Origin of the sequence: Nocardia sp. NPDC127526, assembly GCF_042672265.1 — a bacterium.
GTDB lineage: Bacteria > Actinomycetota > Actinomycetes > Mycobacteriales > Mycobacteriaceae > Nocardia.
Genome location: NZ_JBHXVO010000018.1, coordinates 66,721 through 87,932, shown reverse-complemented (window position 1 = coordinate 87,932; position 21,212 = coordinate 66,721). Strand labels below are relative to the sequence as shown.

General features: G+C 66.7%; 19 protein-coding genes and 2 tRNA genes. 7 read left to right on the top strand and 14 right to left on the bottom strand.

Translation table 11 applies throughout. The annotated features are described in order from the left end of the window. Positions 1-86: 86 nt before the first annotated feature. On the bottom strand, positions 87-695 hold the full coding sequence (gene leuD, locus ACFVIV_RS25655; RefSeq protein WP_379200462.1) for a 3-isopropylmalate dehydratase small subunit: 609 nt from the start codon (positions 693-695) through the stop codon (positions 87-89). A gap of 37 nt (positions 696-732) precedes the next feature. Further along, positions 733-2,157: a 3-isopropylmalate dehydratase large subunit gene (gene leuC / locus ACFVIV_RS25650; protein WP_379200460.1), complete on the bottom strand. Its 1,425-nt coding sequence runs from the start codon at positions 2,155-2,157 to the stop codon at positions 733-735. 129 nt (positions 2,158-2,286) lie between these two features. Between leuC and ACFVIV_RS25645 the strand changes: the two genes are divergently transcribed. Together ACFVIV_RS25645 and ACFVIV_RS25640 are read left to right on the top strand one after the other, a co-directional pair. After that, a complete protein-coding gene (locus tag ACFVIV_RS25645; RefSeq protein ID WP_379200458.1) occupies positions 2,287-2,988 on the top strand; it encodes an IclR family transcriptional regulator in 702 nt (233 codons plus the stop codon). Between the two features lie 123 nt (positions 2,989-3,111). After that, positions 3,112-3,612, top strand: coding sequence for a pyridoxamine 5'-phosphate oxidase family protein (locus ACFVIV_RS25640; RefSeq protein WP_379200456.1), 501 nt, complete (start codon positions 3,112-3,114; stop codon positions 3,610-3,612). 56 nt (positions 3,613-3,668) lie between these two features. Here ACFVIV_RS25640 and ACFVIV_RS25635 read toward each other — a convergent pair. The 4 genes from ACFVIV_RS25635 to ACFVIV_RS25620 all read right to left on the bottom strand — a co-directional run bounded on the left by ACFVIV_RS25635 (position 3,669) and on the right by ACFVIV_RS25620 (position 6,305). Continuing rightward, positions 3,669-3,741, bottom strand: a tRNA-Glu gene (locus tag ACFVIV_RS25635). A gap of 69 nt (positions 3,742-3,810) precedes the next feature. Further along, positions 3,811-3,882: transfer RNA gene (locus ACFVIV_RS25630), tRNA-Gln, on the bottom strand. A 169-nt stretch (positions 3,883-4,051) separates the two neighbouring features. Further along, complete coding sequence (gltX, locus tag ACFVIV_RS25625; RefSeq protein ID WP_379200454.1) at positions 4,052-5,518, bottom strand: glutamate--tRNA ligase; 1,467 nt, start codon at positions 5,516-5,518, stop codon at positions 4,052-4,054. A gap of 13 nt (positions 5,519-5,531) precedes the next feature. Further along, entirely contained in the window at positions 5,532-6,305 is a 774-nt protein-coding gene (locus ACFVIV_RS25620) for a fumarylacetoacetate hydrolase family protein (RefSeq protein WP_379200452.1), read from the bottom strand. Positions 6,306-6,652: 347 nt separating this feature from the next. On the opposite strand from ACFVIV_RS25620, the gene ACFVIV_RS25615 reads away from it, so the two are divergent. Then, positions 6,653-7,831, top strand: a complete 1,179-nt coding sequence (locus ACFVIV_RS25615; RefSeq protein WP_379200450.1) for an MFS transporter — start codon at positions 6,653-6,655, stop codon at positions 7,829-7,831. A 189-nt stretch (positions 7,832-8,020) separates the two neighbouring features. On the opposite strand, the gene ACFVIV_RS25610 is transcribed toward ACFVIV_RS25615, so the two are convergent. After that, complete coding sequence (locus ACFVIV_RS25610; protein ID WP_379200448.1) at positions 8,021-9,028, bottom strand: 3-isopropylmalate dehydrogenase; 1,008 nt, start codon at positions 9,026-9,028, stop codon at positions 8,021-8,023. A gap of 243 nt (positions 9,029-9,271) precedes the next feature. Here ACFVIV_RS25610 and ACFVIV_RS25605 point away from each other — a divergent pair, with 243 nt between their 5' ends. Beyond that, on the top strand, positions 9,272-9,511 hold the full coding sequence (locus ACFVIV_RS25605) for a hypothetical protein (protein WP_379200446.1): 240 nt from the start codon (positions 9,272-9,274) through the stop codon (positions 9,509-9,511). A 207-nt stretch (positions 9,512-9,718) separates the two neighbouring features. On the opposite strand, the gene serA is transcribed toward ACFVIV_RS25605, so the two are convergent. From serA to ACFVIV_RS25585, 4 genes are all read right to left on the bottom strand, one after another. Further along, positions 9,719-11,317 (bottom strand): phosphoglycerate dehydrogenase, encoded by a 1,599-nt coding sequence (gene serA, locus ACFVIV_RS25600; protein ID WP_379200444.1) that lies wholly within the window; start codon positions 11,315-11,317, stop codon positions 9,719-9,721. A 310-nt stretch (positions 11,318-11,627) separates the two neighbouring features. Then, positions 11,628-12,020 (bottom strand): globin domain-containing protein, encoded by a 393-nt coding sequence (locus tag ACFVIV_RS25595; protein WP_379200442.1) that lies wholly within the window; start codon positions 12,018-12,020, stop codon positions 11,628-11,630. 27 nt (positions 12,021-12,047) lie between these two features. Further along, on the bottom strand, positions 12,048-12,812 hold the full coding sequence (locus ACFVIV_RS25590) for a DivIVA domain-containing protein (protein WP_379200440.1): 765 nt from the start codon (positions 12,810-12,812) through the stop codon (positions 12,048-12,050). Then, positions 12,803-13,969, bottom strand: a complete 1,167-nt coding sequence (locus ACFVIV_RS25585) for a globin domain-containing protein (protein WP_379200438.1) — start codon at positions 13,967-13,969, stop codon at positions 12,803-12,805. The genes ACFVIV_RS25590 and ACFVIV_RS25585 overlap by 10 nt, the downstream gene beginning before the upstream one ends. A 727-nt stretch (positions 13,970-14,696) precedes the next feature. Between ACFVIV_RS25585 and ACFVIV_RS25580 the strand changes: the two genes are divergently transcribed. After that, the gene (locus ACFVIV_RS25580; protein ID WP_379200436.1) at positions 14,697-15,497 is read left to right on the top strand and encodes a DNA polymerase beta superfamily protein; all 801 of its coding nucleotides are present in this window, start codon (positions 14,697-14,699) and stop codon (positions 15,495-15,497) included. On the opposite strand, the gene ACFVIV_RS25575 is transcribed toward ACFVIV_RS25580, so the two are convergent. Then, positions 15,478-15,696 (bottom strand): cold-shock protein, encoded by a 219-nt coding sequence (locus tag ACFVIV_RS25575; protein ID WP_379200434.1) that lies wholly within the window; start codon positions 15,694-15,696, stop codon positions 15,478-15,480. The two genes, ACFVIV_RS25580 and ACFVIV_RS25575, sit on opposite strands and share 20 nt — an antisense overlap. A gap of 206 nt (positions 15,697-15,902) precedes the next feature. Next, complete coding sequence (locus ACFVIV_RS25570) at positions 15,903-17,951, bottom strand: ATP-binding protein (protein ID WP_379200432.1); 2,049 nt, start codon at positions 17,949-17,951, stop codon at positions 15,903-15,905. Between the two features lie 298 nt (positions 17,952-18,249). Between ACFVIV_RS25570 and ACFVIV_RS25565 the strand changes: the two genes are divergently transcribed. Beyond that, the gene (locus tag ACFVIV_RS25565) at positions 18,250-19,332 is read left to right on the top strand and encodes a heparan-alpha-glucosaminide N-acetyltransferase domain-containing protein (protein ID WP_379200430.1); all 1,083 of its coding nucleotides are present in this window, start codon (positions 18,250-18,252) and stop codon (positions 19,330-19,332) included. Positions 19,333-19,404: 72 nt separating this feature from the next. Continuing rightward, positions 19,405-20,481, top strand: a complete 1,077-nt coding sequence (locus tag ACFVIV_RS25560) for an MBL fold metallo-hydrolase (RefSeq protein WP_379200428.1) — start codon at positions 19,405-19,407, stop codon at positions 20,479-20,481. Positions 20,482-20,509: 28 nt separating this feature from the next. Here ACFVIV_RS25560 and ACFVIV_RS25555 read toward each other — a convergent pair whose 3' ends face one another. Continuing rightward, a complete protein-coding gene (locus tag ACFVIV_RS25555; RefSeq protein WP_379200426.1) occupies positions 20,510-21,019 on the bottom strand; it encodes a GNAT family N-acetyltransferase in 510 nt (169 codons plus the stop codon). Between the last annotated feature and the right edge of the window lie 193 nt (positions 21,020-21,212).

The following is a 21,212-nucleotide window of genomic DNA, read 5'->3' as shown; positions in this document are numbered from 1 at the left end:
AGTCTATGTGCCACGCCTATTTTGATGAGACATGGCACACGCCCAGCAACCGGGTTCAAGCGTGTTCAGCTAACCCGCACCAATGATTACGCTTGCGAAATACGGGCCGGAATGGTGGTGGGTTTCCAAGTCGGCCTTGCGTTTTCGAACTCGCTGATCTGGTCGACGCGCCGGAGTGTCAGCCCGATGTCGTCCAGACCTTCGAGCAGACGCCACCTGGTGTAGTCGTCAATATCGAACGGCAACACGACGGTTCCAGCCGCCACGGTGCGGGCCTCGAGGTCCACCGTCAATTCCAAACCGGGCTGTTCCTCGAGCAACTTCCAGAGCAATTCCACATCGCTCTGCGGCATCCGGGCCGTCAGGAGCCCGTCCTTGCCCGCGTTGCCGCGGAAGATGTCGGCGAACCGGGAGGAGATCACCACCCGGAACCCGAAGTCCTTGAGCGCCCAAACGGCGTGCTCGCGTGAGGAACCGGTACCGAAATCCGGACCGGCGACCAGGACAGAACCCCGGTTGTAGGGCGCGGTGTTCAGAATGAAGTTCGGATCCGAACGCCAGGCCGCGAACAGCCCGTCCTCGAATCCCGTTCGGGTGACGCGCTTCAGATAGACCGCCGGGATGATCTGATCGGTGTCGACATTGGACCTGCGCAGCGGGACGCCGATCCCGGTGTGGACCTTGAAGGCTTCCATCGTTTCTCCTGAGTCTGAGGGCCGAAAAGGGCTGGGATCAGTTGAGATCCGCAGGTGAGGACAGGGTTCCGCGCACCGCGGTGGCGGCCGCGACCAGCGGCGACACCAGATGCGTGCGGCCGCCCTTGCCCTGGCGCCCTTCGAAGTTCCGGTTCGAGGTCGAAGCACAGCGCTGACCGGGCGAAAGCTGATCCGGGTTCATTCCCAGGCACATCGAGCACCCGGCCTGACGCCATTCCGCGCCGGCGGCGGTGAAAATCTCGCCCAGCCCCTCCTTTTCCGCCTGCAGCCGCACCCGCATGGAGCCCGGCACAATCAGCATCCGCACGCCGTCGGCCACTTTGCGGTTCTTCAGCACGTTCGCCACCGCGCGCAAATCCTCGATCCGGCCATTGGTGCAGGAGCCCACGAAAACCGTGTCCACGGCGACATCTCGCAGCGGAGTACCCGGTTTCAGGTCCATATATTGCAGCGCTTTCTCGGCGGCGGCGCGCTCGTTCTCGTCGAAGATCTGCTCCGGATCGGGCACCGTGTCGCCCAGGGGCGCACCCTGTCCCGGGTTGGTGCCCCAGGTCACGAAGGGTGTCAGCGCCGCGGCGTCGATGTGCACCTCGGCGTCGAAAACCGCGCCCTCGTCGGTCTTCAAGGCGTCCCAGGCCGCCACGGCCGCATCCCAATCCGCGCCTTCCGGGGCGTGCGGGCGGCCCTTCAGGAATTCGTAGGTGACCTCGTCGGGGGCCACCATGCCCGCGCGGGCGCCGGCCTCGATCGACATGTTGCACATGGTCATCCGCGCCTCCATGGACATGGCGCGCACGGCCTCGCCGCGGTATTCCAGGACGTATCCCTGGCCGCCGCCGGTGCCGATCTGCGCGATGACGGCGAGAATCACGTCCTTGGAGGTGACGCCCTCGGGCAGCCGCCCGTCGATATTGATGGCCATCGTCCGGAACGGCTTCAGCGACAGGGTCTGCGTGGCCAGCACGTGCTCGACCTCGGAGGTGCCGATGCCCATGGCCAGTGCGCCGAACGCGCCGTGGGTGGAGGTGTGGGAATCACCGCACACCACCGTGGTTCCCGGCTGGGTCAGGCCCAGCTGCGGGCCCACCACGTGCACGATGCCCTGATCCAGATCGCCCATCGGGTGCAGGCGGATGCCGAATTCCGCGCAGTTGCGGCGCAGCGTCTCCACCTGCGTGCGGGACACGGGATCGGCGATCGGCTTGTCGATGTCGATGGTCGGGACGTTGTGGTCCTCGGTGGCGATGGTGAGATCCGGCCGGCGCACGGGGCGTCCGGCCGCACGCAGGCCGTCGAATGCCTGCGGGCTGGTCACCTCGTGCACCAGGTGCAGGTCGATGTAGATGAGGTCGGGTTCGCGGTTCGCGCCCTCGCCCGCGCCGCGGACGACGACGTGCTGGTCCCAGACCTTCTCCGCCAGAGTGCGTGGCCGGTCGGCCATATCTCCATCACCTCTCGATAGACATTCCCGCGCCCGGGCTGGTGACGCGGGGAGCGCGGCCCGCGCAATCCGGAGAGTTCCGGCATCGGGATTTGCAATTCCCAATATGCGAGACGCTAATATCGTTCTATGAGACAGCATAGCGGTATCGGGGTTCTGGACAAAGCCATGGCGGTCCTGCACGCCGTAGCCGAGCAACCCTGCGGCCTCAATGAGCTGTGCGCCCGCACCGGCCTGCCCCGCGCCACCGCGCATCGCCTGGCCGTGGGCCTGGAGACGCATCGCATGCTGGCCCGCGACAGCCAGGGACTGTGGCGTCCCGGCCCGGCGCTATCGGAGCTGGCGACAACCGCCAGCGACCCGCTCCTGGACGCCGCCGCCACGATTCTTCCGCGGCTGCGCGAGATCACCGGCGAGAGCGTGCAGCTCTACCGCCGCGACGGCAATGCCCGCGTCTGCGTGGCCGCCATGGAACCCGCGGCGGGCCTGCGCGACACCGTTCCGGTGGGCGCGCGCATGCCCATGACCGCCGGCTCGGCCGCGAAAGTCCTGCTGGCCTGGGCCGATGCCGATTTGCAGCGCACCGTGCTCCCGGAGGCGGTGTTCGGCGAGCGCGCCCTGGCGGAGGTGCGCCGCCGCGGCTGGGCCCAGTCCGCCGCCGAACGCGCGGCCGGAGTGGCCAGCGTCTCCGCGCCCGTGCGCGATGCCACCGGCGCCGTGATCGCGGCCGTTTCGGTATCTGGACCCATCGACCGCATGGGCCGCCGCCCCGGTGCGCGGTGGGCCGCCGATCTGGTGGCCGCCGCCGACGCCCTCCACAAGCGCCTCTGACGCCTCAGCAGCCCCAGCGACGCCCTCGCCCTACCCGGCGGGGGCGTTGGCGTTTCTGCGGCCGTCCAGCGGCCCGGCACGGTCGTGTGACCCCCGCCATACGGCGTAAATTACAGTCGGCCCATGGGAGTTAATCAACGCGCGCAGATTGTGATGTCCGACCAGGAGATCACCGAATTTCTGGAGCGCAGCCGCATCGCGACCATGGCCACCGTGGGCGCTTCGGGCAGGCCGCATCTGATCGCCATGTGGTACGGCCTGATCAACGGCGAGATCTGGTTCGAGACCAAGGCCAAATCGCAGAAGGCGGTGAACCTGCGCCGCGATCCGCGCATCACCGTCATGGTCGAGGCCGGCGATACCTACGACCAGTTGCGCGGCGTATCCATCGAAGGCCGCGCGGAGATCGTCGACGATCCGGAGGCGCTGTTCCAGGTGGGAATCAGCGTGTGGGAGCGCTACACCGGGCCCTACAGCGAAGAGGCCAAGCCGTTCGTGGAGGCCATGCTGAACAAGCGGGTGGCGATTCGCGTGGTGCCCGAGCGCGTGCGCAGCTGGGATCACCGCAAACTCGGGATGCCCGCAATGCCGTTGGGCGGCAGCACCGCCGTGCCGCGGGATTGAAAGCAATCAGGAAAAGCGAAGGCCCCCAGCCGATCGGCTGGGGGCCTGCACCTTTGTAGTCCCGACGGGATTTGAACCCGCGCTACCGCCTTGAGAGGGCGGCGTCCTAGGCCGCTAGACGACGGGACCAGGATGCCGAGAATCAGGCGGAGCGACCGCGTCATCTCGAACAAAACGAGAGTCTCGCGACTCTCGAAGCTGGGGTACCAGGACTCGAACCTAGAATGGCTGAACCAGAATCAGCTGTGTTGCCAATTACACCATACCCCATTGACCTGGGCTTTCGGTCCGCCCCGCCTGGGGCTTTCCGACCGCGTTCCGGCCGAGAAAGAGATTAGCAGGACTAGGCCGGTAATACACAAATCGGCTGGTCAGAGGCCGGTTTGGGCAGCTGTTCAGCTGTCGTCACCGACGCTCCGACCCAACCTCGGACTACGGCTTACGCGATACCCGCGAGCGCCGCGCGCAAACGGTCCATCGAGACCTCGCGGCCCAGCAGTTCCATCGACTCGTACAGCGGCGGACTGATGTGCGATCCGGTGACCGCCACGCGCACGGGACCGAAGGCCTTACGCGGCTTCAGACCCAGCTCGTCGATGAGCGCCGTTTTCAGCGCGCCCTCGATCTCCCCCGCGTTCCAGGCCGAAACGCCGTCCAGCGCCGTCACGGACGCCTGCAATACCGGAGCGGCGTCGGCGGTGAGGTTCTTTTCCTTCGCGGCCTCGTCGATGGCGAACTCATCGGCGGGCACGAACAGGAACTTCAGCAGACCCCACGCATCGCCGAGCACCACGATTCGCGTCTGCACCAGATCGGCCGCGACGGCGAACAGCTTCTCGTCGATCTCGGCGCCGATATGTCCGTGCTCGGTCAGATACTCGCGCAGCCGGTGAGCGAAATCACCCGGTTCCAGCAAGCGAATATGTTCGGCGTTCAGAGCGTCGGCCTTCTTCTGATCGAAACGAGCCGGATTCGAATTAACTTTCGAAATATCGAACGCCTCGACCATCTCCGCCATGGAGAAGAGGTCATGATCATCGGCGATGCTCCAGCCGAGCAGTGCCAGATAATTCAGCAAACCTTCCGGAATGAACCCTCGGTCGCGATGGTGGAAGAGATTCGACTCCGGGTCGCGCTTGGACAACTTCTTGTTGCCCTGACCCATCACGAACGGCAGATGACCGAACTCGGGAGTGCGTTCGGCGACGCCGATCCGCTGCAAAGCCTCATACAAAGCCAGCTGCCGCGGTGTGGAAGACAACAGATCTTCACCGCGCAAAACATGGGTGATCTTCATCATCGCGTCGTCGACGGGATTCACCAGCGTATAGAGCGGATCGCCATTACCGCGGGTGAGCGCGAAGTCCGGGACCACGCCGGCCTTGAAGGTGGTCTCGCCGCGCACCAGATCATGCCAGGACAGGTCGCGGTCGGGCATGCGCAGGCGGATCACCGCCGGGCGGCCCTCGGCCTTGTAGGCGGCGATCTGCTCGGGGGTCAGGTCGCGGTCGAAGTTGTCGTAGCCCAGTTTGGGATCGCGGCCGGCGGCCTTGTGCCGGGCCTCGACTTCCTCAGGGGTGGAGAAGGATTCGTAGGCCTCCCCCGCCTCCAGCAGCCGGCGCACCACATCCAGGTGCAGGTCCTTGCGCTGCGACTGCCGGTACGGGCCGTAGGGGCCGCCGACCTCGGGGCCCTCGTCCCAGGTCAGGCCGAGCCAGCGCAGCGCGTCGAGAATGGCCTGGTAGCTCTCCTCGGAATCGCGTGCGGCGTCGGTGTCTTCGATGCGGAAGACGAACTTGCCGCCGTGGTGGCGCGCGTAGGCCCAGTTGAACAGGGCGGTACGGACCAGGCCGACATGCGGTGTGCCGGTGGGTGACGGGCAGAATCGGACGCGAACGTCGGACATGTCTCTCTCTCGATCAGCGTTTGGCGGCAACGGGATTGGTGAGGGTGCCGATGCCTTCGACGGTCACGGACACGTGCTGGCCGGCCTGCACCGGACCGACGCCCTCGGGGGTGCCGGTGAGGATGACGTCGCCGGGCAGCAGCGTCATCACGGTGGTCACCCATTCGATCAACTTCGGAATATCGTGCAGCAGTTGCGAAGTGCGGCTGCGCTGTTTCACCTGGCCGTCGAGCTCGGTGACGATCTCCAGATCCGAAGGGTCCAGCGCGGTCTCGATCCACGGGCCCAGCGGGCAGAAGGTGTCGTAGCCCTTGGCGCGGGTCCACTGGCCGTCCTGCTTCTGCTGGTCGCGGGCGGTGACGTCATTGGCGACGGTGTAGCCGAGGATGACGTCCTTGGCGCGGGCGGCGGGCACGTCCTTGCAGGGACGGCCGATGACCACGGCCAATTCGCCCTCGTATTCGACCTGAGACGAACTGGGCGGCAAGATGATCGGCGCGTTGGGGCCGACGATGGCGGTGTTCGGCTTCATGAAGATGACCGGATCGACCGGGGCCGGGCCGCCCATCTCCTCGGCATGCGCGGCGTAGTTCTTGCCGATGCAGATCACCTTGCTGGCCAGAATCGGCGCCAGCAGGCGCACATCCGCGAGCTGCCAGCTGCGACCGGTGAACGTCGGCGTGCCGAACGGGTGTTCGGCGATCTCGCGAACGGTGGCGTCACCGCCGTCCCCTTCGACACTGACGAAAGCGACTCCATCTGGGCTGGCAACTCGACCTAGGCGCATGGTTCGCATCCTATCGACCGGCCGCCACCTGCCCGAACGCGCCCGACCGCGGGGCACGGTGGGGACGCGGGCGGCGGGCGGGCACACCGCCGGAGTACCGGTATCCCGAAGGCGGACGGCCCGGGCGCGGGCGCGGCGTGCCCGCGAGCATCGGGGCGCGCCGGATGTGGAAAGGGCTTGTGCGCAAGACAACTGGCGGTCCGGTCGGGCGCCGGCGAGGGGACGTGATCGCTGTGAGCAAATAGACAGCTTGCCCCTCGAATAGCCACGCGCATCAGGTGTAACGTAACGGACGATGTTCACACAGTAAGACATCAATTCCACATTGTGAGATGCGAGGTGAAGCCATGGCCACCGTGACACAGATCGGCACGGCGAAACGGTGGAGCATGCTCGCGCTCGGCGTCTTCGCCCAGGCCGCCAGCGCGGTCTTCGTGCACGGCACCCCGTTCCTGCTGCCGGCCCTGACCGATCGCGGAATGCCGCTGGCCACGGCCGGTCTGCTGGTCTCCATGCCGACGGTCGGGCTGGTGTGCACGCTCATCGCGTGGGGCTACATCGTGGACCGCATCGGCGAGCACAAGGTGCTGGTGGCCGGGCCCGTGCTCATGCTGGCGGCCGGGCTGGCCGCCGCGTCCGTTTCCAGCTATGCCGTCCTGGGCGTGTTCCTGTTCCTGGGCGGGATGGGCGCGGCGAGCACCAATGGCGCGAGCGGGCGGGTCATCGTCGGCTGGTTTCCCAAGGATCAGCGCGGCCTGGCCATGGGAATCCGGCAGACCGCCCAACCGCTGGGCGTGGGCATCGGCGCGCTGAGCATTCCGGCTGTCGCTGCGGCGCACGGGTTCTCGACCGCCATCCTGGTCCCGGCCGCAATGGCGGGCCTGGCGGCGATCGGCTGCCTGTTCGGCATCATCGATCCGCCGCGGCCCGAATCCCCCAGCGACGCAGGCCGACCCGCGAATCCCTACCGTGGTGATTCAACGCTGTGGCGGATCCACCTGGTGTCGGTGCTGCTGTGCGTTCCACAGGGCACGCTGTGGACCTTCGCGCTGCTGTGGCTGCATCGCGATGTGGGCTGGTCGCTGGCCGCGGCCGGGGCGCTGGTCACCGTCACCCAGATTCTGGGCGCGGGCGGGCGCATCGGCGCGGGCGTGTGGTCCGACCGCGTGGGGAGCCGGTTGGGTCCGCTGCGGACCGTGGCCATCGCGGCCGCAATCTCCATGGCGGGCTTGGCCTTCGCCGCGTGGACGCAGTGGTGGTGGGCGGCGATTCCGATTCTGATCGCGGCGTCGGTCATCACCGTCACCGATAACGGGCTGGCCTTCACCGCGGTCGCGGAGATCGCGGGTCCCTACTGGTCGGGGCGCGGACTGGGCATCCAGAACACCGGGCAGAATCTGGCCATGGCGGCGCTGGCGCCCGCGTTCGGCGCGCTCATCACCATCGGCGGGTTCCCCGTCACCTACGCGCTGACGGCGCTGATCGCGCTGGCGGCAGTCCCGTTGGTCCCCAGGGGTTCCCACTAGATCGGCCGCCGGCCCGCAAATCCGGAAGGGATGCGCCCGTTACGTTTTCGCATCCCCTTGACAGTGCGTCGATTTCATCACATTTGCGACATCGGCGTATCACGCTGTGTCACAGCATAAATCGCCACCACGCGCAGCGGAACGGCCCCGCACCCTCGAAAGGGTGCGGGGCCGTTCGGTTCGCGGGGCTCAGACGGAGGCGGCGATGCGGTCGCCGATCTCCACGGTCGAGGCCGGAGCGGTCCGTGCGGCGAGGTCCTTGGCAATGGCCGATTCGATCCGTGCGGCCGCTTCTGCATTGCCGAGATGGTTGAGCAGCAGCGCAACCGAGAGAATCGCGGCGGTCGGATCGGCCTTGGACTGGCCGGCGATATCGGGCGCGGAGCCGTGCACCGGCTCGAACATCGACGGATTGGTTCCCGAGGCGTCGATATTGCCGGAGGCGGCCAGGCCGATGCCACCGGAGACGGCGGCGGCGAGGTCGGTGATGATGTCGCCGAACAGGTTGTCGGTGACGATCACGTCGAAGCGACCCGGATCGGTGACCATGTGGATGGTCGCCGCATCGATGTGCTGGTACGCCAGTTCGATATCCGGGTATTCCATGGCGACCTCGTTCACGGTGCGCTGCCACAGCGAGCCGGCGAAGGTGAGCACATTGTTCTTGTGCACCAGCGTCAGATGCCCGCGGCGCTGCTTGGCCTTCTCGAAGGCGTAGCGCACCACGCGCTCGATGCCGAAGCGGGTATTGGTCGACACCTCGGTGGCCACCTCGTGCGGGGTGTTCACGCGAATCGCGCCGCCGGTGCCGGTGTACGGGCCCTCGGTGCCCTCGCGCACGACGACGAAGTCGATCTCCGGGTTGGCGGCCAGCGGGGAGGTGACGCCCGGGTACAGCTTGGACGGCCGCAGGTTCACGTGATGATCGAGCTCGAACCGGGTGCGCAGCAGCAGCCCGCGCTCGAGCACGCCGCTCGGCACCGACGGATCGCCGATCGCGCCCAGCAGGATCGCGTCGTGCTGCTTCAGCTCCGGCAGCACGGTGTCGGGCAGGATCTCCCCGGTCGCATGGAACCGCTTGGCCCCCAGGTCGTATTCGGTCTTCTCCACGCCGGGCACCACCACATCGAGCACCTTGAGCGCCTCGGCGATGACCTCGGGACCGATACCGTCGCCCGGGATGACAGCGAGTTTCATGACAACAATGCTCCGTTCAGCTGGGAAGAGAGTCCGACCGTCACGATAGCGGGTGGATATTCCGCCGCCCCCACCAGGGCAAGCCAGTCCCAATTAGTGAGATCAGGCAGCAGCAGGTCGAACGGGATTCCTCCCACTCTGTGAGACCGATGACGCACGGAGCCCGGCTCCGCCCTGTGCGGCGGCATCGAGCCGGACGCCACCGCCGCCTGGAATGCGCAGCGGCCTCGGTAGGTTCGAGGCATGTTCGACAACTCCCGACTCGAGCGCAAGATCGATCGCCTCGAACGCAAACTGGATCTTATCATCAAACATCTCGGCATCTCGGATCCGAGCCTGTCGCTCGACTACAGCGAGATCGACGAACTCATCCAGCGCGGCAAGAAGATTCACGCCATCAAGGTCTATCGCGACCTCAACCCGGGGGCGAGCCTGGTGGAGGCGAAGGACGCCGTCGAGTCGCGCGAGCGGCGCGTGCGCTGACCCGCGGACCCTCTCCAAGCCGCCGACAGACACAACGAGCCCCCTCCACGTCAGTGGAGGGGGCTCGTTTGTAAAGGCGACAACTGATTTCGCGCGGTCCGGGTAACTCCCCGGGTACGCCCAAAATCGTTTCGGTACCCAACCGGCGGCACGCGTGCACGACCGCCAACGGCTCTCGGCAGGGCGCCAAAGTCCCGGGGAGGCGGGCTAGCTCAGGTCGACCTGGGCGACCTTGGCCGCGCCGACGGCCTCGGCGATGGCGGTCTGGACCTCGGCCGGGACCTCCTTGTTGACGCGCAGGACGACGGTGGCGCCGGTCTTGTCCAGGTCCTGGGACAGCTGGGCGGCCAGGATGTCGATGCCGGCGTCGCCGAGCTTGGTGGCCAGGCGGCCCAGCTGGCCCGGCTTGTCCTCGTAGTTGAGGACGGCCAGGTTCAGGCCCTCGGCGCGCATGTCGTAGTTGCGGCCGTTGATATTGACGATCTTCTCGACCTGCTGCGGCTCGGTCAGGGTGCCGGCCACGTTCAGGGTGCGGCCGTCGCCGAACACGGCGCGCAGGTCGACCAGGCTGCGGTGGGTCGGGCTCTCGGTGTGGGTGGTGACGGTGGCCTCGATGCCGCGATCCTTGGCCAGCGACGGGGCGTTGACGAAGGTGACCGAGTCCTCGATGAGGGCGGAGAAGACCCCGCGCAGCGCCGAAAGCTCCAGAATGGCAACGTCTTCGGCGGACAGCTCGCCGCGCACCTGGACCTCCAGGCTGACCGGCAGCTCGCTGGCCAGCGCGCCCACCAGTGCGCCCTGCTTGCGCACCAGCTCCAGCCACGGGGCGACCTCGTCGCTGACCGCGCCGCCGGCGACGTTCACCGCGCCGGGCACGAACTCACCGGCGAGGGCGAGCTTCACGGACTTGGCGACATCGGTGCCGGCGCGATCCTGGGCCTCGGCGGTGGAGGCGCCCAGGTGCGGGGTCACCACGACCTGCGGCAGATCGAACAGCGGGCTGTCGGTGCAGGGCTCGGTCTCGAACACGTCGAGGCCGGCGGCGCGCACGTGGCCGGAGGTGATGGCATCGGCCAGCGCCTGCTCGTCGATCAGGCCGCCGCGGGCGGCATTGACGATGATGACGCCCTTCTTGGTCTTGGCCAGGGTCTCCTTGTTCAGCATGCCCTTGGTCTCGGGGGTCTTGGGCAGGTGAATGGAGATGAAGTCGGCGCGCTCGAGCACCTCTTCCAGACTCAGCAGTTCGATGCCGAGCTGGGCGGCGCGGGCCGGGGAGGTGTAGGGGTCGTACGCGACGATCTTGGTCTCGAAGGCGGCGAGGCGCTGGGCGAACAGCTGGCCGATGCGGCCCAGGCCGATGACGCCGACGGTCTTGCCCAGGATCTCGACGCCATTGAACTTGCTGCGCTGCCAGGTGTGCTCACGCAGCGTGGCGTCGGCGGCCGGGATCTGGCGGGCGGCGGCGAGCAGCAGGGTGACGGCGTGCTCCGCGGCGGTGTGGATATTCGAGGTCGGCGCGTTGACGACCATGACGCCGCGCTCGGTGGCGGCGGGCACGTCGACATTGTCCAGGCCGACGCCGGCGCGGGCGACGATCTTCAGGTTCTTGCCGGCCTCGAGCACCTCGGCGTCGACGGTGGTCGCCGAGCGCACCAGTAGCGCATCGGCTTCCGGGACGGCCGCGAGCAGCTCGGGTCGGTTGGGGCCGTCGACCCAGCGAACCTCGACGCCGTCGCCGAGCGCGTCGACGGTCGACTGGGCGAGCTTGTCGGCGATCAGAACAACAGGACGTCCTGCTTGGCTCACTGTGGGGTACTCCTGAGGAAGGGATCCGGGATTTACGGGCGTCAGCTTAGTGTGCTCGATTTCGGGTGGCCTTACCGCCCGGTAGGCGGCTGCCATCACACAGGTGACGTGGGGGTTTCCCCACTCGATGGGACGCCTTTTGGTCGATTGTCCGGTTCGGCCACGTGCCGGTGGTGCAGGCCGCACAGTCCCGGTCGCACGGTTCGGACCGGATTCGAAAATGGCAATCGTTCAGCAAATTTCGAAAGCCGGTCCCGGTGGAATCCGGGACCGGCTCGCGGAGTCGCGCAAGCACGCGGTCGATGCGGCGCTAGTTCGCGGAGATCATGATGTCCGCGACGGCGCCGTAGGCGGCGGCCCAGGTCTCGGCGAGCTCCGGGGTCCACGCATCGCCGTGGAAGTGCTCGAGGGTGGCCAGCAGCGAGGCGCCGGCGACCGGATAGTGCGCGGCCACCACACCGAGACCGGCGTGATGGCGGCCCAGCTGCTGCACGAACGACGGGTCGGCGGCGAGGGTTTCGACATTGGTGAGGATGCGACCGAGTCCGGACAGGAAGCGGGCGCGCTGTTCGGACATGTCCTCGGCGAACATGCCGCGCACCTCGGGGTGGCTGTCGAACAGGTGGTTGTAGAAGTACTCGACCGCTTCCGGGCCGACCGCTTCGACCTGCTTCCAACTGGCTTGCAAGGCTTCGATATTCATGTGTTTCTCCGTGGGCTGGACGGTGAATCAGTGGTGTGGTGCGGGCTCCGAGCCGTCGGCCGGTAGACCGCGCGGCGGGAAGGGATCGCCGGGGAACGCCACGGCGGTGGCCTGGTTGCCCGGCAGCGGGAGCAGCGCCAGCTTGTCGACCTCGACCGAGAGGGTCGCGATCATGGTCTGCAACTGGGTGCGCAGCAGATCGGAGTAGGCGCGCAGCTGCTCGTAGCGCTGGTCCTCGAGATCCTGGTCGAGGTATCCGGCGAATCGGGTGGATCCGGCGGATTCCCTTGTCTGCTGCAGCATTTCACGCTGCTGAGAGCGCGCCACGGCCATCAGGTCGCGGGCGTGCTGCTCGGCCTGTTCGATAATGGCATCCGCGGACAGCTGCGCGCGATTGAGCACATTGACCGCGCGCGTGCTGATGCCGAGCTCGTCCTTCTCCAATTCGCCTTGCAGCCGGGCGATTTCCCAATGCGAGTTGGCCAGCTGCTGCTGCAGTTCGGCGACATCGCCGGCGGAGGCCATGGTCTGCATCTGCATCTGCAGGGCTTCGCTCTTGGACGCGAGCTGCATGTTCTCGCGCTGCAACCGGGCCAGTTCCTGGGAGTTGCTGGTAAGGGTCAGATTCCGGTTCTCCCGGGCCAGCCGGGCCATGCGGGCGTGCAGCTGTTCCAGGAAGCGGTCCACCTCTTCGGCGTCATATCCCTTGCGCCCCAGGCGCGCTCCCTTGAACTTGGTGTTGCGGATGTCGTCGAACTTGTTGTTCCGAATATCCTCGGGTTTCACATCCATTGGGCAACCTTGTCCACACTGCGTCCGGCCTGGTCGGCGACCGGCGCTTGGCCGAACGTCTCGAATCTGATGGCGTGGCGCGGCATTCCGGCGGCGGTCAGCGCGGCGACGGTCGCGGTGACCATGGCCGGGGAACCGCATACGAGTGCGGTGGTGCCGGTCAGGTCGCGCCCGCGCGCGGCGACGGCGCCGACGGTGCCCTGCACGCCGTGGAATCCCGGATCCTCGGATACGACGGGGGTGTAGCTGAACCACGGATGCTCGGTGAGCGCCTGCAGGGCCTCGTGGTCGTAGAGATTCCACGAGGTGCGCACGCCGTGCAGCAGCTGCACGCGCGGTACCGAGCCCTGCCGGGACTGCTGTTCGATGCCGTCGACCACCGCGCGCAACGGGGCCAGCCCGGAGCCGCCGGCGATGAGCAGCAGGTTGTCGACCGCGCCCGGCGGGATCACGAAGGCATTGCCGACCGGTGCGCCCAGCCGGATCCGATCGCCGGGCCGGGCATTGCGGGCGAAGGTCGCGCTGACCTCGCCGCCGTCGACGACCTGGACGTGAATGTCGAAGGTGCCGTCGGGCCGCGGCGCGTTGGCCGGCGAGAAGTAGCGCCACAGCCGCGGGCGCTGCGGGATCTCGACGGCCAGCGACTGGCCGGGCTGGTAGCGATACGGCTGGTGCGGCCGGACGGTGTGCACGGTGACGTCGACGCTGCGCTTCTCGGTGGCCACGATGTCGGCGTCCCACCAGGCCGGGGTGTCCGAGGCGGCCTCGGCGGCATTGACCATGATGTCGGCGACCGCGTAGTAGGCGTCGGTCCAGGTCTGGGCGAGCTCATCGGTCCAGGCGCGGCCGTGGAAATGCGCGAGCGTGGCCAGCAGCGAGGCGCCGGCGGCCGGGTAGTGCGCGGCCACCGCGCCGAAGCGGCGATGGTCGCGGCCCAGCTGGGCGACGAATTCCGGGTCGGCGGCAAGGGTTTCGACATTGGTGACAATGCGGCCGAGGGCGGCGAAGAACTTGTCGCGCTGTCCGGTCATCCGGATGGGGAACATGTCCCGCACCTCGGGATGGGCCAGGAACAGGTGCGAATAGAAGTACTGGACGGCCTCGTCGCCGATCCGCTCGACCTGGCGCCAGCTGGCTTGTAGTGCCTCGATGTTCATGTGCGGCCCACTCGACGGGGCCGGGGGCGCCGTGGCGGTACCCGCTTCATCAACACTCTCTTCCTCTGGACGGCCGCGACCGCACCTCTCGCAGTGCGGCAGATCCTTGGACGACCGTCCGAATACGGGCAAACTTAGGCCATCGGATCGGCGCTGTCTAAACGAAAGGGAGGCAGCCGGATTCGGCTAACAATCAGCGAATCAGGTACTCGCGAGGCGGATTTTCGCGATTAGAGGAAGTGGCTATGAATAGCCGAAAGCCCGGCCTCGCCGCTGCGGAGCGCGAGGCCGGGCTTTCGAAGTCGAATTAGATCGACGTCAGCAAGATGCCGGCTCGTCCGTGGCCCGTATTGTCCGCGGACTACCAGCAGTTAATCACTTGCCGAAGGAGCCGGTCCACAGGGTGTTCAGCAGGCCGTGCAGCGCGGCGGAGCCGGTGTCGAGCAGGCCGTTCAGAGCAGCGGAACCGGTGTCAATGATAACGGGGATCATGTAATTACCTCTCGGATTGAACTTACTGACGATCAGCCTATCGAGGGCATTTCACCACCCGTTACGCGGCATTAGCGCTCTGTGACTCAGGTCATAGGCTCCTGGACGTGTGACCTGGTTCATCACGAATCGAAATACGCCGCTATAACGGACAAATCACGCCCCTGTTTTCAGGGGCATGACCGGTACGAAAACGCGTGGACCTGCGCGGCTGCGGGCGCTAGCGTCAGCGGGCATGACACTGCGTTCGATCCCCTCATCCATGGACTCCGCGGTGGTCGCGACGATCGACGGCGAGCTGGATCGAATCGAGCGCGAGCACCGGGTCGACGTGCTGCTCGCCATCGAGAGCGGCAGCCGGGCCTGGGGTTTTCCCTCGCCCGATTCGGACTACGACTGCCGGTTCGTCTATGCGCGCACGGCCGCGGACTACCTGACGCCGTGGCCCGGCCGGGATGTCATCGAGACGCCGCTGGTGGGGCTGCTGGATGTCAACGGCTGGGATCTGGTGAAGGCGCTGCGGCTGCTGGTGAACGGGAATGCGGTGCTCATCGAGTGGCTGATGTCGCCGATCGTCTACCGCGGGGACGCGCAATTCCGGGACGAATTACGCGCGCTGGCGGATGACATCGCGGACCGCAACCGGATCGCCCGGCATTACCTGCATCTGGGGCGACGGCAGTGGCAGCTGTTCGACTCGAACCGGTCGCTGAAGAAGGTGTTCTATTCGCTGCGACCGGCCATGGCATTGCGCTGGCTGCACGAGCATTCCGATAAAGCGGTGGCTCCTATGCATTTGCCGACGCTGCTCGCGGAATGCGATTTGCCGGGTGAATTCGTGGCGTCGGTAGCGGAATTGACGGAGTTGAAATCGCGGACCCGGGAAATGGGATCCGGCAGCGTTCCGGCGCCGATCGCGGAATTCATCTCGGCCGAGTTCGAGCGGGCGGCAGTGGAATTCGTCAAGGACGAGCCCGCGCAGCGTGAACGCGGGAAAGAACTCGCGGCGGAGTTCTTCAGAAGCCGCGTTCGGTGATCACTCGGACGCCGACGGCTTCCGGTCCCGGCTTGGTCCGGCGCACCTCGAATTCGACGCGCTGACCTTCCACCAGGGACCGGAAACCGTGGCCTTCGACTTCGGTGTACTCCACGAACACGTCAGGGCCGCCGTTGTCGGGTCGGATGAAACCGAAGCCCTTCTCACTGTCGAACCACTTCACCGTGCCGTGAACCATGCTCCTCCGCCTCCCCGCATCTTCAGCGCCCGGCTGGGAGCCGTTGACCATCGGGCACGCGTGCCCCCGGTCGGGAGCCGAACCGATTCTAGACGTACCCCAGGAGTTACCCGGACCACACCAAATCACTGGGTCGCGTCGCGATTACACGCTGCTCAGCAACTCGATTCACCGCACCATCGCCAGTGTTCTGTGCTGCGACGGTCTCAGCCGGCCCGGATGCCGCCATCGGACTGTTCGTCCTCCCCGTTGTCGCGCATGGCGTAGACGCGCTCCAGGAAGTCCCGGTGCGCGCGCAGGGTGGAGTCGAGCAGTTCACGCCAGGTGCGGCGGTCGACCCGGCGGTCGCTCATGAGCGAGGAGAGCGAGGCCGGGCCCAGGCGGTCGATGTGGTCGACGATGAAAGTCAGTCGGCGACGCGGGAATTGGGCGCCGATGCGGGGATTCTCCTCGAGGAAGCGGTCGAGTTCGTAGAGATAGTTGACCGCGCGGTTGTACTCCTCGTCGGTGAGGTGGTAATCCATGCGCTTGATCTCCACGATCCAGAGTTCGCCGGAGTCGTGCAGCAGCACGAAATCGGGTTCGCGCTTGTGGCTGCCGATGGCGGTGGTCACCAGATTGGCGCCGAATTTCTGCGCGTACCAGCGCTCGAAGCTGGCGCGGACGCGTTTGAGGGATTCGTTCATGCCCAGCGGCGTCCATTCCGGGGCGAGCAGCCACGGGGCGGATTCGATGAGTTCCTGGAAGGGGCGTTCCAGGGAGCGCCGGTCGTCGATGAGGGCGCGCAGGCGGTCCACGACGGCGACGCGTTCGCTGGCGATCTGGCCCAGGGAGTAGATCTCGGCGACGCGGGCGCGTTCGAACAGGGCGACCACCACATCGAGTTCGGGGTCCTCGCCGTCCTCGGCGATCTCCTTGAGGGTCTCGAGCAGGCTGCGCTGCGGGCCCAGCGAGAGCGCCAGGCGCAGCATGTTCTGGATGTGCGCGGGATCGTCGAGCGAGGCACGATCCTTGTGCGCCACCAGAATTCGCGCCGCCTCGACGACGGAATCCCGGAACATGCGGTCGCCCGGGGCGATCGCCTCCAGGGTCTCGTGCAGCCGGGAGCGCTCGACGAACTCCTCCCAGACCCGGCGGCGAATGGATTTCTCGCCGAGCCTGCCGATTTCCTTGATGAGCGCCTGGCCCCAATTCGCCAGGGCCTCACCGCGCGGGGAGTTCCAGATGATGTCCTGGCGGTCGGAGCGCACCAGATCCTCGTCGTCGTCGAGCCAGTCGACATTGATGGCGCCGACCAGATAGGAACGCAGTTTGAATTCGCCGGTGAACCCGGCCGGAATTCCGAAATCCCTTGTCTGCGCGACGATCTTGCCGCGCGCGTAGATCCGCACACCGGCCATGGCCTCGTCCCGGTAGGGCTGTTTCGAGTAGGCGATCCACCCGGACACCGGCAGGTACTGATGCCCGAAACGCACCGGTACCCGCGCGGTGTCTATACGAGTCTCCTCCATGACATCGATCGGCAGATCGCTGAGGGTGAAGCTCTCCCGGCCGTTGCTGTTACGGACCTCGACCCGCCAATCGGCGCGCTCGATGCCGAAGCGGGAGGCCAGCTGGCGATTCAGCTCGGTGCCGGTGTTCACCCGCTTGCGAAAGAAGTTGCTCAGAATAACGGTGGTCCCCCGCCGGGCGGTGAAAGTACCGTCCATCGCACCGGGTTTCGGGTAGTAGTCCCGTTCGGTGTCGGTGAGCATCTCGTCCAGATCCATGATGAGATGCGAGACCGGCCAGCCGAGGTCGGTGTAATCCCCGGGATGGCTGCCCGCGCTGATCACCTCGATGGTGCGGCAGATCCCGAACGCGGCGAGTTTCCCGATTCCCTTGCGCCCCATGACCGGCCGCCGCCGCTCCCGCGACAGATCCGACCCGGTCCGCACCCGCCGATCCGAGCCGACCATCAGATAGTGCTCGTTGATCTCCTCGGCCGTCATCCCATGCCCGTTGTCGGACACCACGATCCGGTACGCGGGCTCGTCCGCGGCCCGGATATTGCCGGTCAGGGTGACCCCCCACGGCAGCTCCACCGCCACCTCGGTGGCATCGGCATCGTACGAATTGGCGATCAACTCCGCGAGCACCGCCGAAACCCGGTCGTACAACCGGATCCCGAGCTTATCGATCGCCAGCCGGCTGATGCGCATCGTGTACTTGTGGTCTTCGCATTCCAGCGCGGCCGCATGTACCTCGTTGTACATGGTGAACCCCAATTGCCCTACCGGTAGCCTTCGTTCAGCTACCTCTGAAATCGATAGAACGCGAAGCGGTTAACAACAGGCTGAACATTTACCAACCGGTTCGTCACAGTGTGATCCCGGCATTCACCACCCGGTAGCCCATAGCAACGGCAAGGTCTCGGTTACCGCATTGCGGTGTCGTGAGCCCGCGCTGACCCCCGTCAGGCCTGGACGGCCACGTCGCCTCGTCCCGGTCGAGGCCCGGAGCATCCCTACCGGCCTCATCACTTCCTAATGGTCGTTCCGAGAACATGCCGGTATGACCGCAACCGTCGCCGCCGCACCCGTGGCGGCCACAGCACCACCCAGTTCCCGCATCGTGGCCCTCGACGCCGCGCGCGGCCTGGCGGTGCTGGGGATGATCGTCGCCCACATCGGCGTCACCCGAACCCTGGCCTGGAACGACCCCGGCAGCTGGCTGTCGATCGCACACGGCCGCTCCTCGATCCTGTTCGCGACGCTGGCGGGCGTATCCATCGCCCTGCTCACCGGCCACGAGAACCCGCCCACCGGCACCCGTCTGGTATCGGCACGACTCCGAATCCTGGTGCGCGCCATAGTCCTATTCGCCGCAGGCGGTCTCCTGACGGCCCTGGGCACCGGCATCTCGGTAATCCTCCAGACCTACGCCCTCCTGTTCGCCCTGTGCATCCCCTTCCTGCGCTGGACGCCACGCCGCCTGCTCATCCTCGCCGCCGCCTGGTCCGTGCTCGCCCCGCCGCTCACGGTATGGCTGTCCCATCTCCTGCCGGACACCTGCGCTCCGATGGCCGAAACCTGTTCCGGCGCACAAATAACCGATCTCGCAGTCCTCGGCGACTACCCCGGCCTGGTGTGGATCACCTTCGCGCTCACCGGACTCGCCATCGGACGATCCGACCTGCGCTCCCTCGCACTCCGCAATCGACTGATCGCTGCCGGCATCGCCCTCATGATCCTCGGCTACGGCGCCGCGTGGCTGCTGAGCGACCCGGTTTCCCCCGAGGACTCCGACTGGGCCCAATTGCGCACCGCCGAACCACATTCCGGCACCACCTTCGAGATCGCCGGCTCCCTCGGCTTCGCCCTGACTGTCCTCGGCCTGCTCTTGTATCTCGCACCCCGCATCCGCCCCCTGCTGTTCCCCATCGCGGCCGTAGGCTCCATCCCCCTCACGGCCTACGCCGGCCACATCATCGCCCTGCGATTCCTGCGCGACCTGGAACTCACCGACAACACCCCACTGGCAGTCTTCGTCACCGTCACCCTCGCCGCCTCGACTCTCTGGGTCCTCGTCCTGGGCCGCGGCCCCCTCGAGCGCGTGATGACCTGGATAGGCGTCCGTTCCACGCGAACCACGTGACACCCCCGCCCGATCCGTGCAGAATGCGGATCGGGCAGGGTGGCGCCCACCCCACGACCTAAGGGGACCCGCATGGCCAACATCTCCCGCAGCCTCACCGGCCTGACCAACCGGTTCACCGCACCTCCCCTCCCCGAGCCCACCCTGGCCGACACCATTGCCGCGCGTCAGCACTTCTTCGGCACGAACGCCGTGAACCCGCAATCCGGCGCCGTCCGCGACGACCAGGTCCTGCTGGCCTGGTTCGGCTGCGCGAGCTTCGCCGTCGCCATGGGCGGGCACGTCTTCCTGCTCGACGCCTGGGTGCCGCGCGGCGTGACCTCCGGCTACGTCCCCACCACCCCCGCCGAAGTCGCGGCCCTGCGCCCCGCCGCCATCTTCATCGGCCACGCCCACTTCGACCACGCGGCCGACGCCGGGCCCATCGCGCAAGCCAGCGGCGCCGTCGTATACGGCACCGCCGAACACTGCGCCACCATCCGCAAACAGGTCACCCGACCCGAATTCGATTGCGTCGAACTGGGTTCGGCCGCCGCGAACCCCGGCGACCGCTACGACTTCGACCTGACCCCAGGCATCTCGGTAACCACCATCCGCCACCTGCACTCCGCCCGCACCGCCCGCCACGAAGGCCCAGACGCCTCCACCCGCCTACGCCCCACCCCCTGCATAGGCGACATCCGAACCTACGCACCAACTCTCATCGACGCAGCCCACCTGGTGCGCAACCTCTCCGCCCCCGAAGGCGGCGTCCTCCTCCACCAATTCCGCACCGAGAACTTCACCCTCACCTGGCACGACTCCTCAGGCCCCCTGGCAGACAGGGCTCCCCAAGTAATCGATGCCCTAAAAGCCCTCCCCCCATCCACCGTCCACATCGGCGCAGTCCAGGGCTACAACCAGTTCACCAACGGCCTCCGCGACCCCCGCACCTACATCCAAGCCCTCCGCCCCAAAATCTTCATCCCCAACCACCACGACAACTGGCTCCCCGTCTTCACCGCCCGAGGCGAAGCCTTCCGCACCCCCCTGCACGAAGAACTCTCCCGCCTCCCCGACGACGACCGCCCCCAAATCCGAATGCTCCTCGACCCAAAGGACTACCTGTCCCCCGGCCGCCTAGCCTTCGACCTCCACCGCGAGCTCTGACCCGCAGGCCACCGCACCGACCGCGTAATCAACTGAACCGCAACACCATAGTGATACTGGACCCACCGGACCGATCGATCATCTCCGTACCAGGCACCTCGACAAACCCCGCCCGCCGATAGAGCCGCAACGCCGGATTCGACAGCCGCACACTCAAACTCACCCCCGGGCAATGCAACCGCGCCTCCTTGACCACTTCATCGAGCAACGCCGTCCCCACCCCAACCCCACGCAACCCCGGCGCCACCCCAATAGCCAACTCCGGCGTCTCATCATCCACATACCCATAAGCCGGCTTATCGTGCGTGAACCACCGCACCCAAGCGGCCCCTTCCAGCTCCCCATCCCTCCCACCAACAACCCCAAAGTCCCCCGCTCGTCCCCACCCCTCGACATAACAAGCCAACTCCGGCACCCCCTTCAACTCATCCGGCGAAACCATCCCCTGCTCCCCCGCATGGGCCGCCTCGAAAAGCATCGCCCACAGGAACTTCTCGTCTTCCGCCGTGACCGGCCGGACAACTACACCAGATGTCATGGATCCATGATGCCCACGCCCTTTCGCGGTCGCTGACCGCTGCCGCTGCCGTGTGACATTCTGTGCCAAATATCCAGGGGCAAACCGTGATGGGACGGATTGACCGACCGATTCGCCGACCACGCGCCGCGACTACGGTCACCTACACAAGTAGTCGACAACGGCAACGGCGGAAGGGTGTCGGGACCGGCCA

Excerpts from the sequence above, each read along its gene's own strand:
- leuD (WP_379200462.1), bottom strand. The coding sequence starts at position 695 with ATGGAAGCCTTCAAGGTCCACACCGGGATCGGCGTCCCGCTGCGCAGG.
- leuC (WP_379200460.1), bottom strand. The coding sequence starts at position 2,157 with ATGGCCGACCGGCCACGCACTCTGGCGGAGAAGGTCTGGGACCAGCAC.
- ACFVIV_RS25645 (WP_379200458.1), top strand. The coding sequence starts at position 2,287 with ATGAGACAGCATAGCGGTATCGGGGTTCTGGACAAAGCCATGGCGGTC.
- ACFVIV_RS25640 (WP_379200456.1), top strand. The coding sequence starts at position 3,112 with ATGGGAGTTAATCAACGCGCGCAGATTGTGATGTCCGACCAGGAGATC.
- gltX (WP_379200454.1), bottom strand. The coding sequence starts at position 5,518 with ATGTCCGACGTTCGCGTCCGATTCTGCCCGTCACCCACCGGCACACCG.
- ACFVIV_RS25620 (WP_379200452.1), bottom strand. The coding sequence starts at position 6,305 with ATGCGCCTAGGTCGAGTTGCCAGCCCAGATGGAGTCGCTTTCGTCAGT.
- ACFVIV_RS25615 (WP_379200450.1), top strand. The coding sequence starts at position 6,653 with ATGGCCACCGTGACACAGATCGGCACGGCGAAACGGTGGAGCATGCTC.
- ACFVIV_RS25610 (WP_379200448.1), bottom strand. The coding sequence starts at position 9,028 with ATGAAACTCGCTGTCATCCCGGGCGACGGTATCGGTCCCGAGGTCATC.
- ACFVIV_RS25605 (WP_379200446.1), top strand. The coding sequence starts at position 9,272 with ATGTTCGACAACTCCCGACTCGAGCGCAAGATCGATCGCCTCGAACGC.
- ACFVIV_RS25595 (WP_379200442.1), bottom strand. The coding sequence starts at position 12,020 with ATGAATATCGAAGCCTTGCAAGCCAGTTGGAAGCAGGTCGAAGCGGTC.
- ACFVIV_RS25590 (WP_379200440.1), bottom strand. The coding sequence starts at position 12,812 with ATGGATGTGAAACCCGAGGATATTCGGAACAACAAGTTCGACGACATC.
- ACFVIV_RS25585 (WP_379200438.1), bottom strand. The coding sequence starts at position 13,969 with ATGAACATCGAGGCACTACAAGCCAGCTGGCGCCAGGTCGAGCGGATC.
- ACFVIV_RS25580 (WP_379200436.1), top strand. The coding sequence starts at position 14,697 with ATGACACTGCGTTCGATCCCCTCATCCATGGACTCCGCGGTGGTCGCG.
- ACFVIV_RS25575 (WP_379200434.1), bottom strand. The coding sequence starts at position 15,696 with ATGGTTCACGGCACGGTGAAGTGGTTCGACAGTGAGAAGGGCTTCGGT.
- ACFVIV_RS25570 (WP_379200432.1), bottom strand. The coding sequence starts at position 17,951 with ATGTACAACGAGGTACATGCGGCCGCGCTGGAATGCGAAGACCACAAG.
- ACFVIV_RS25565 (WP_379200430.1), top strand. The coding sequence starts at position 18,250 with ATGACCGCAACCGTCGCCGCCGCACCCGTGGCGGCCACAGCACCACCC.
- ACFVIV_RS25560 (WP_379200428.1), top strand. The coding sequence starts at position 19,405 with ATGGCCAACATCTCCCGCAGCCTCACCGGCCTGACCAACCGGTTCACC.
- ACFVIV_RS25555 (WP_379200426.1), bottom strand. The coding sequence starts at position 21,019 with ATGACATCTGGTGTAGTTGTCCGGCCGGTCACGGCGGAAGACGAGAAG.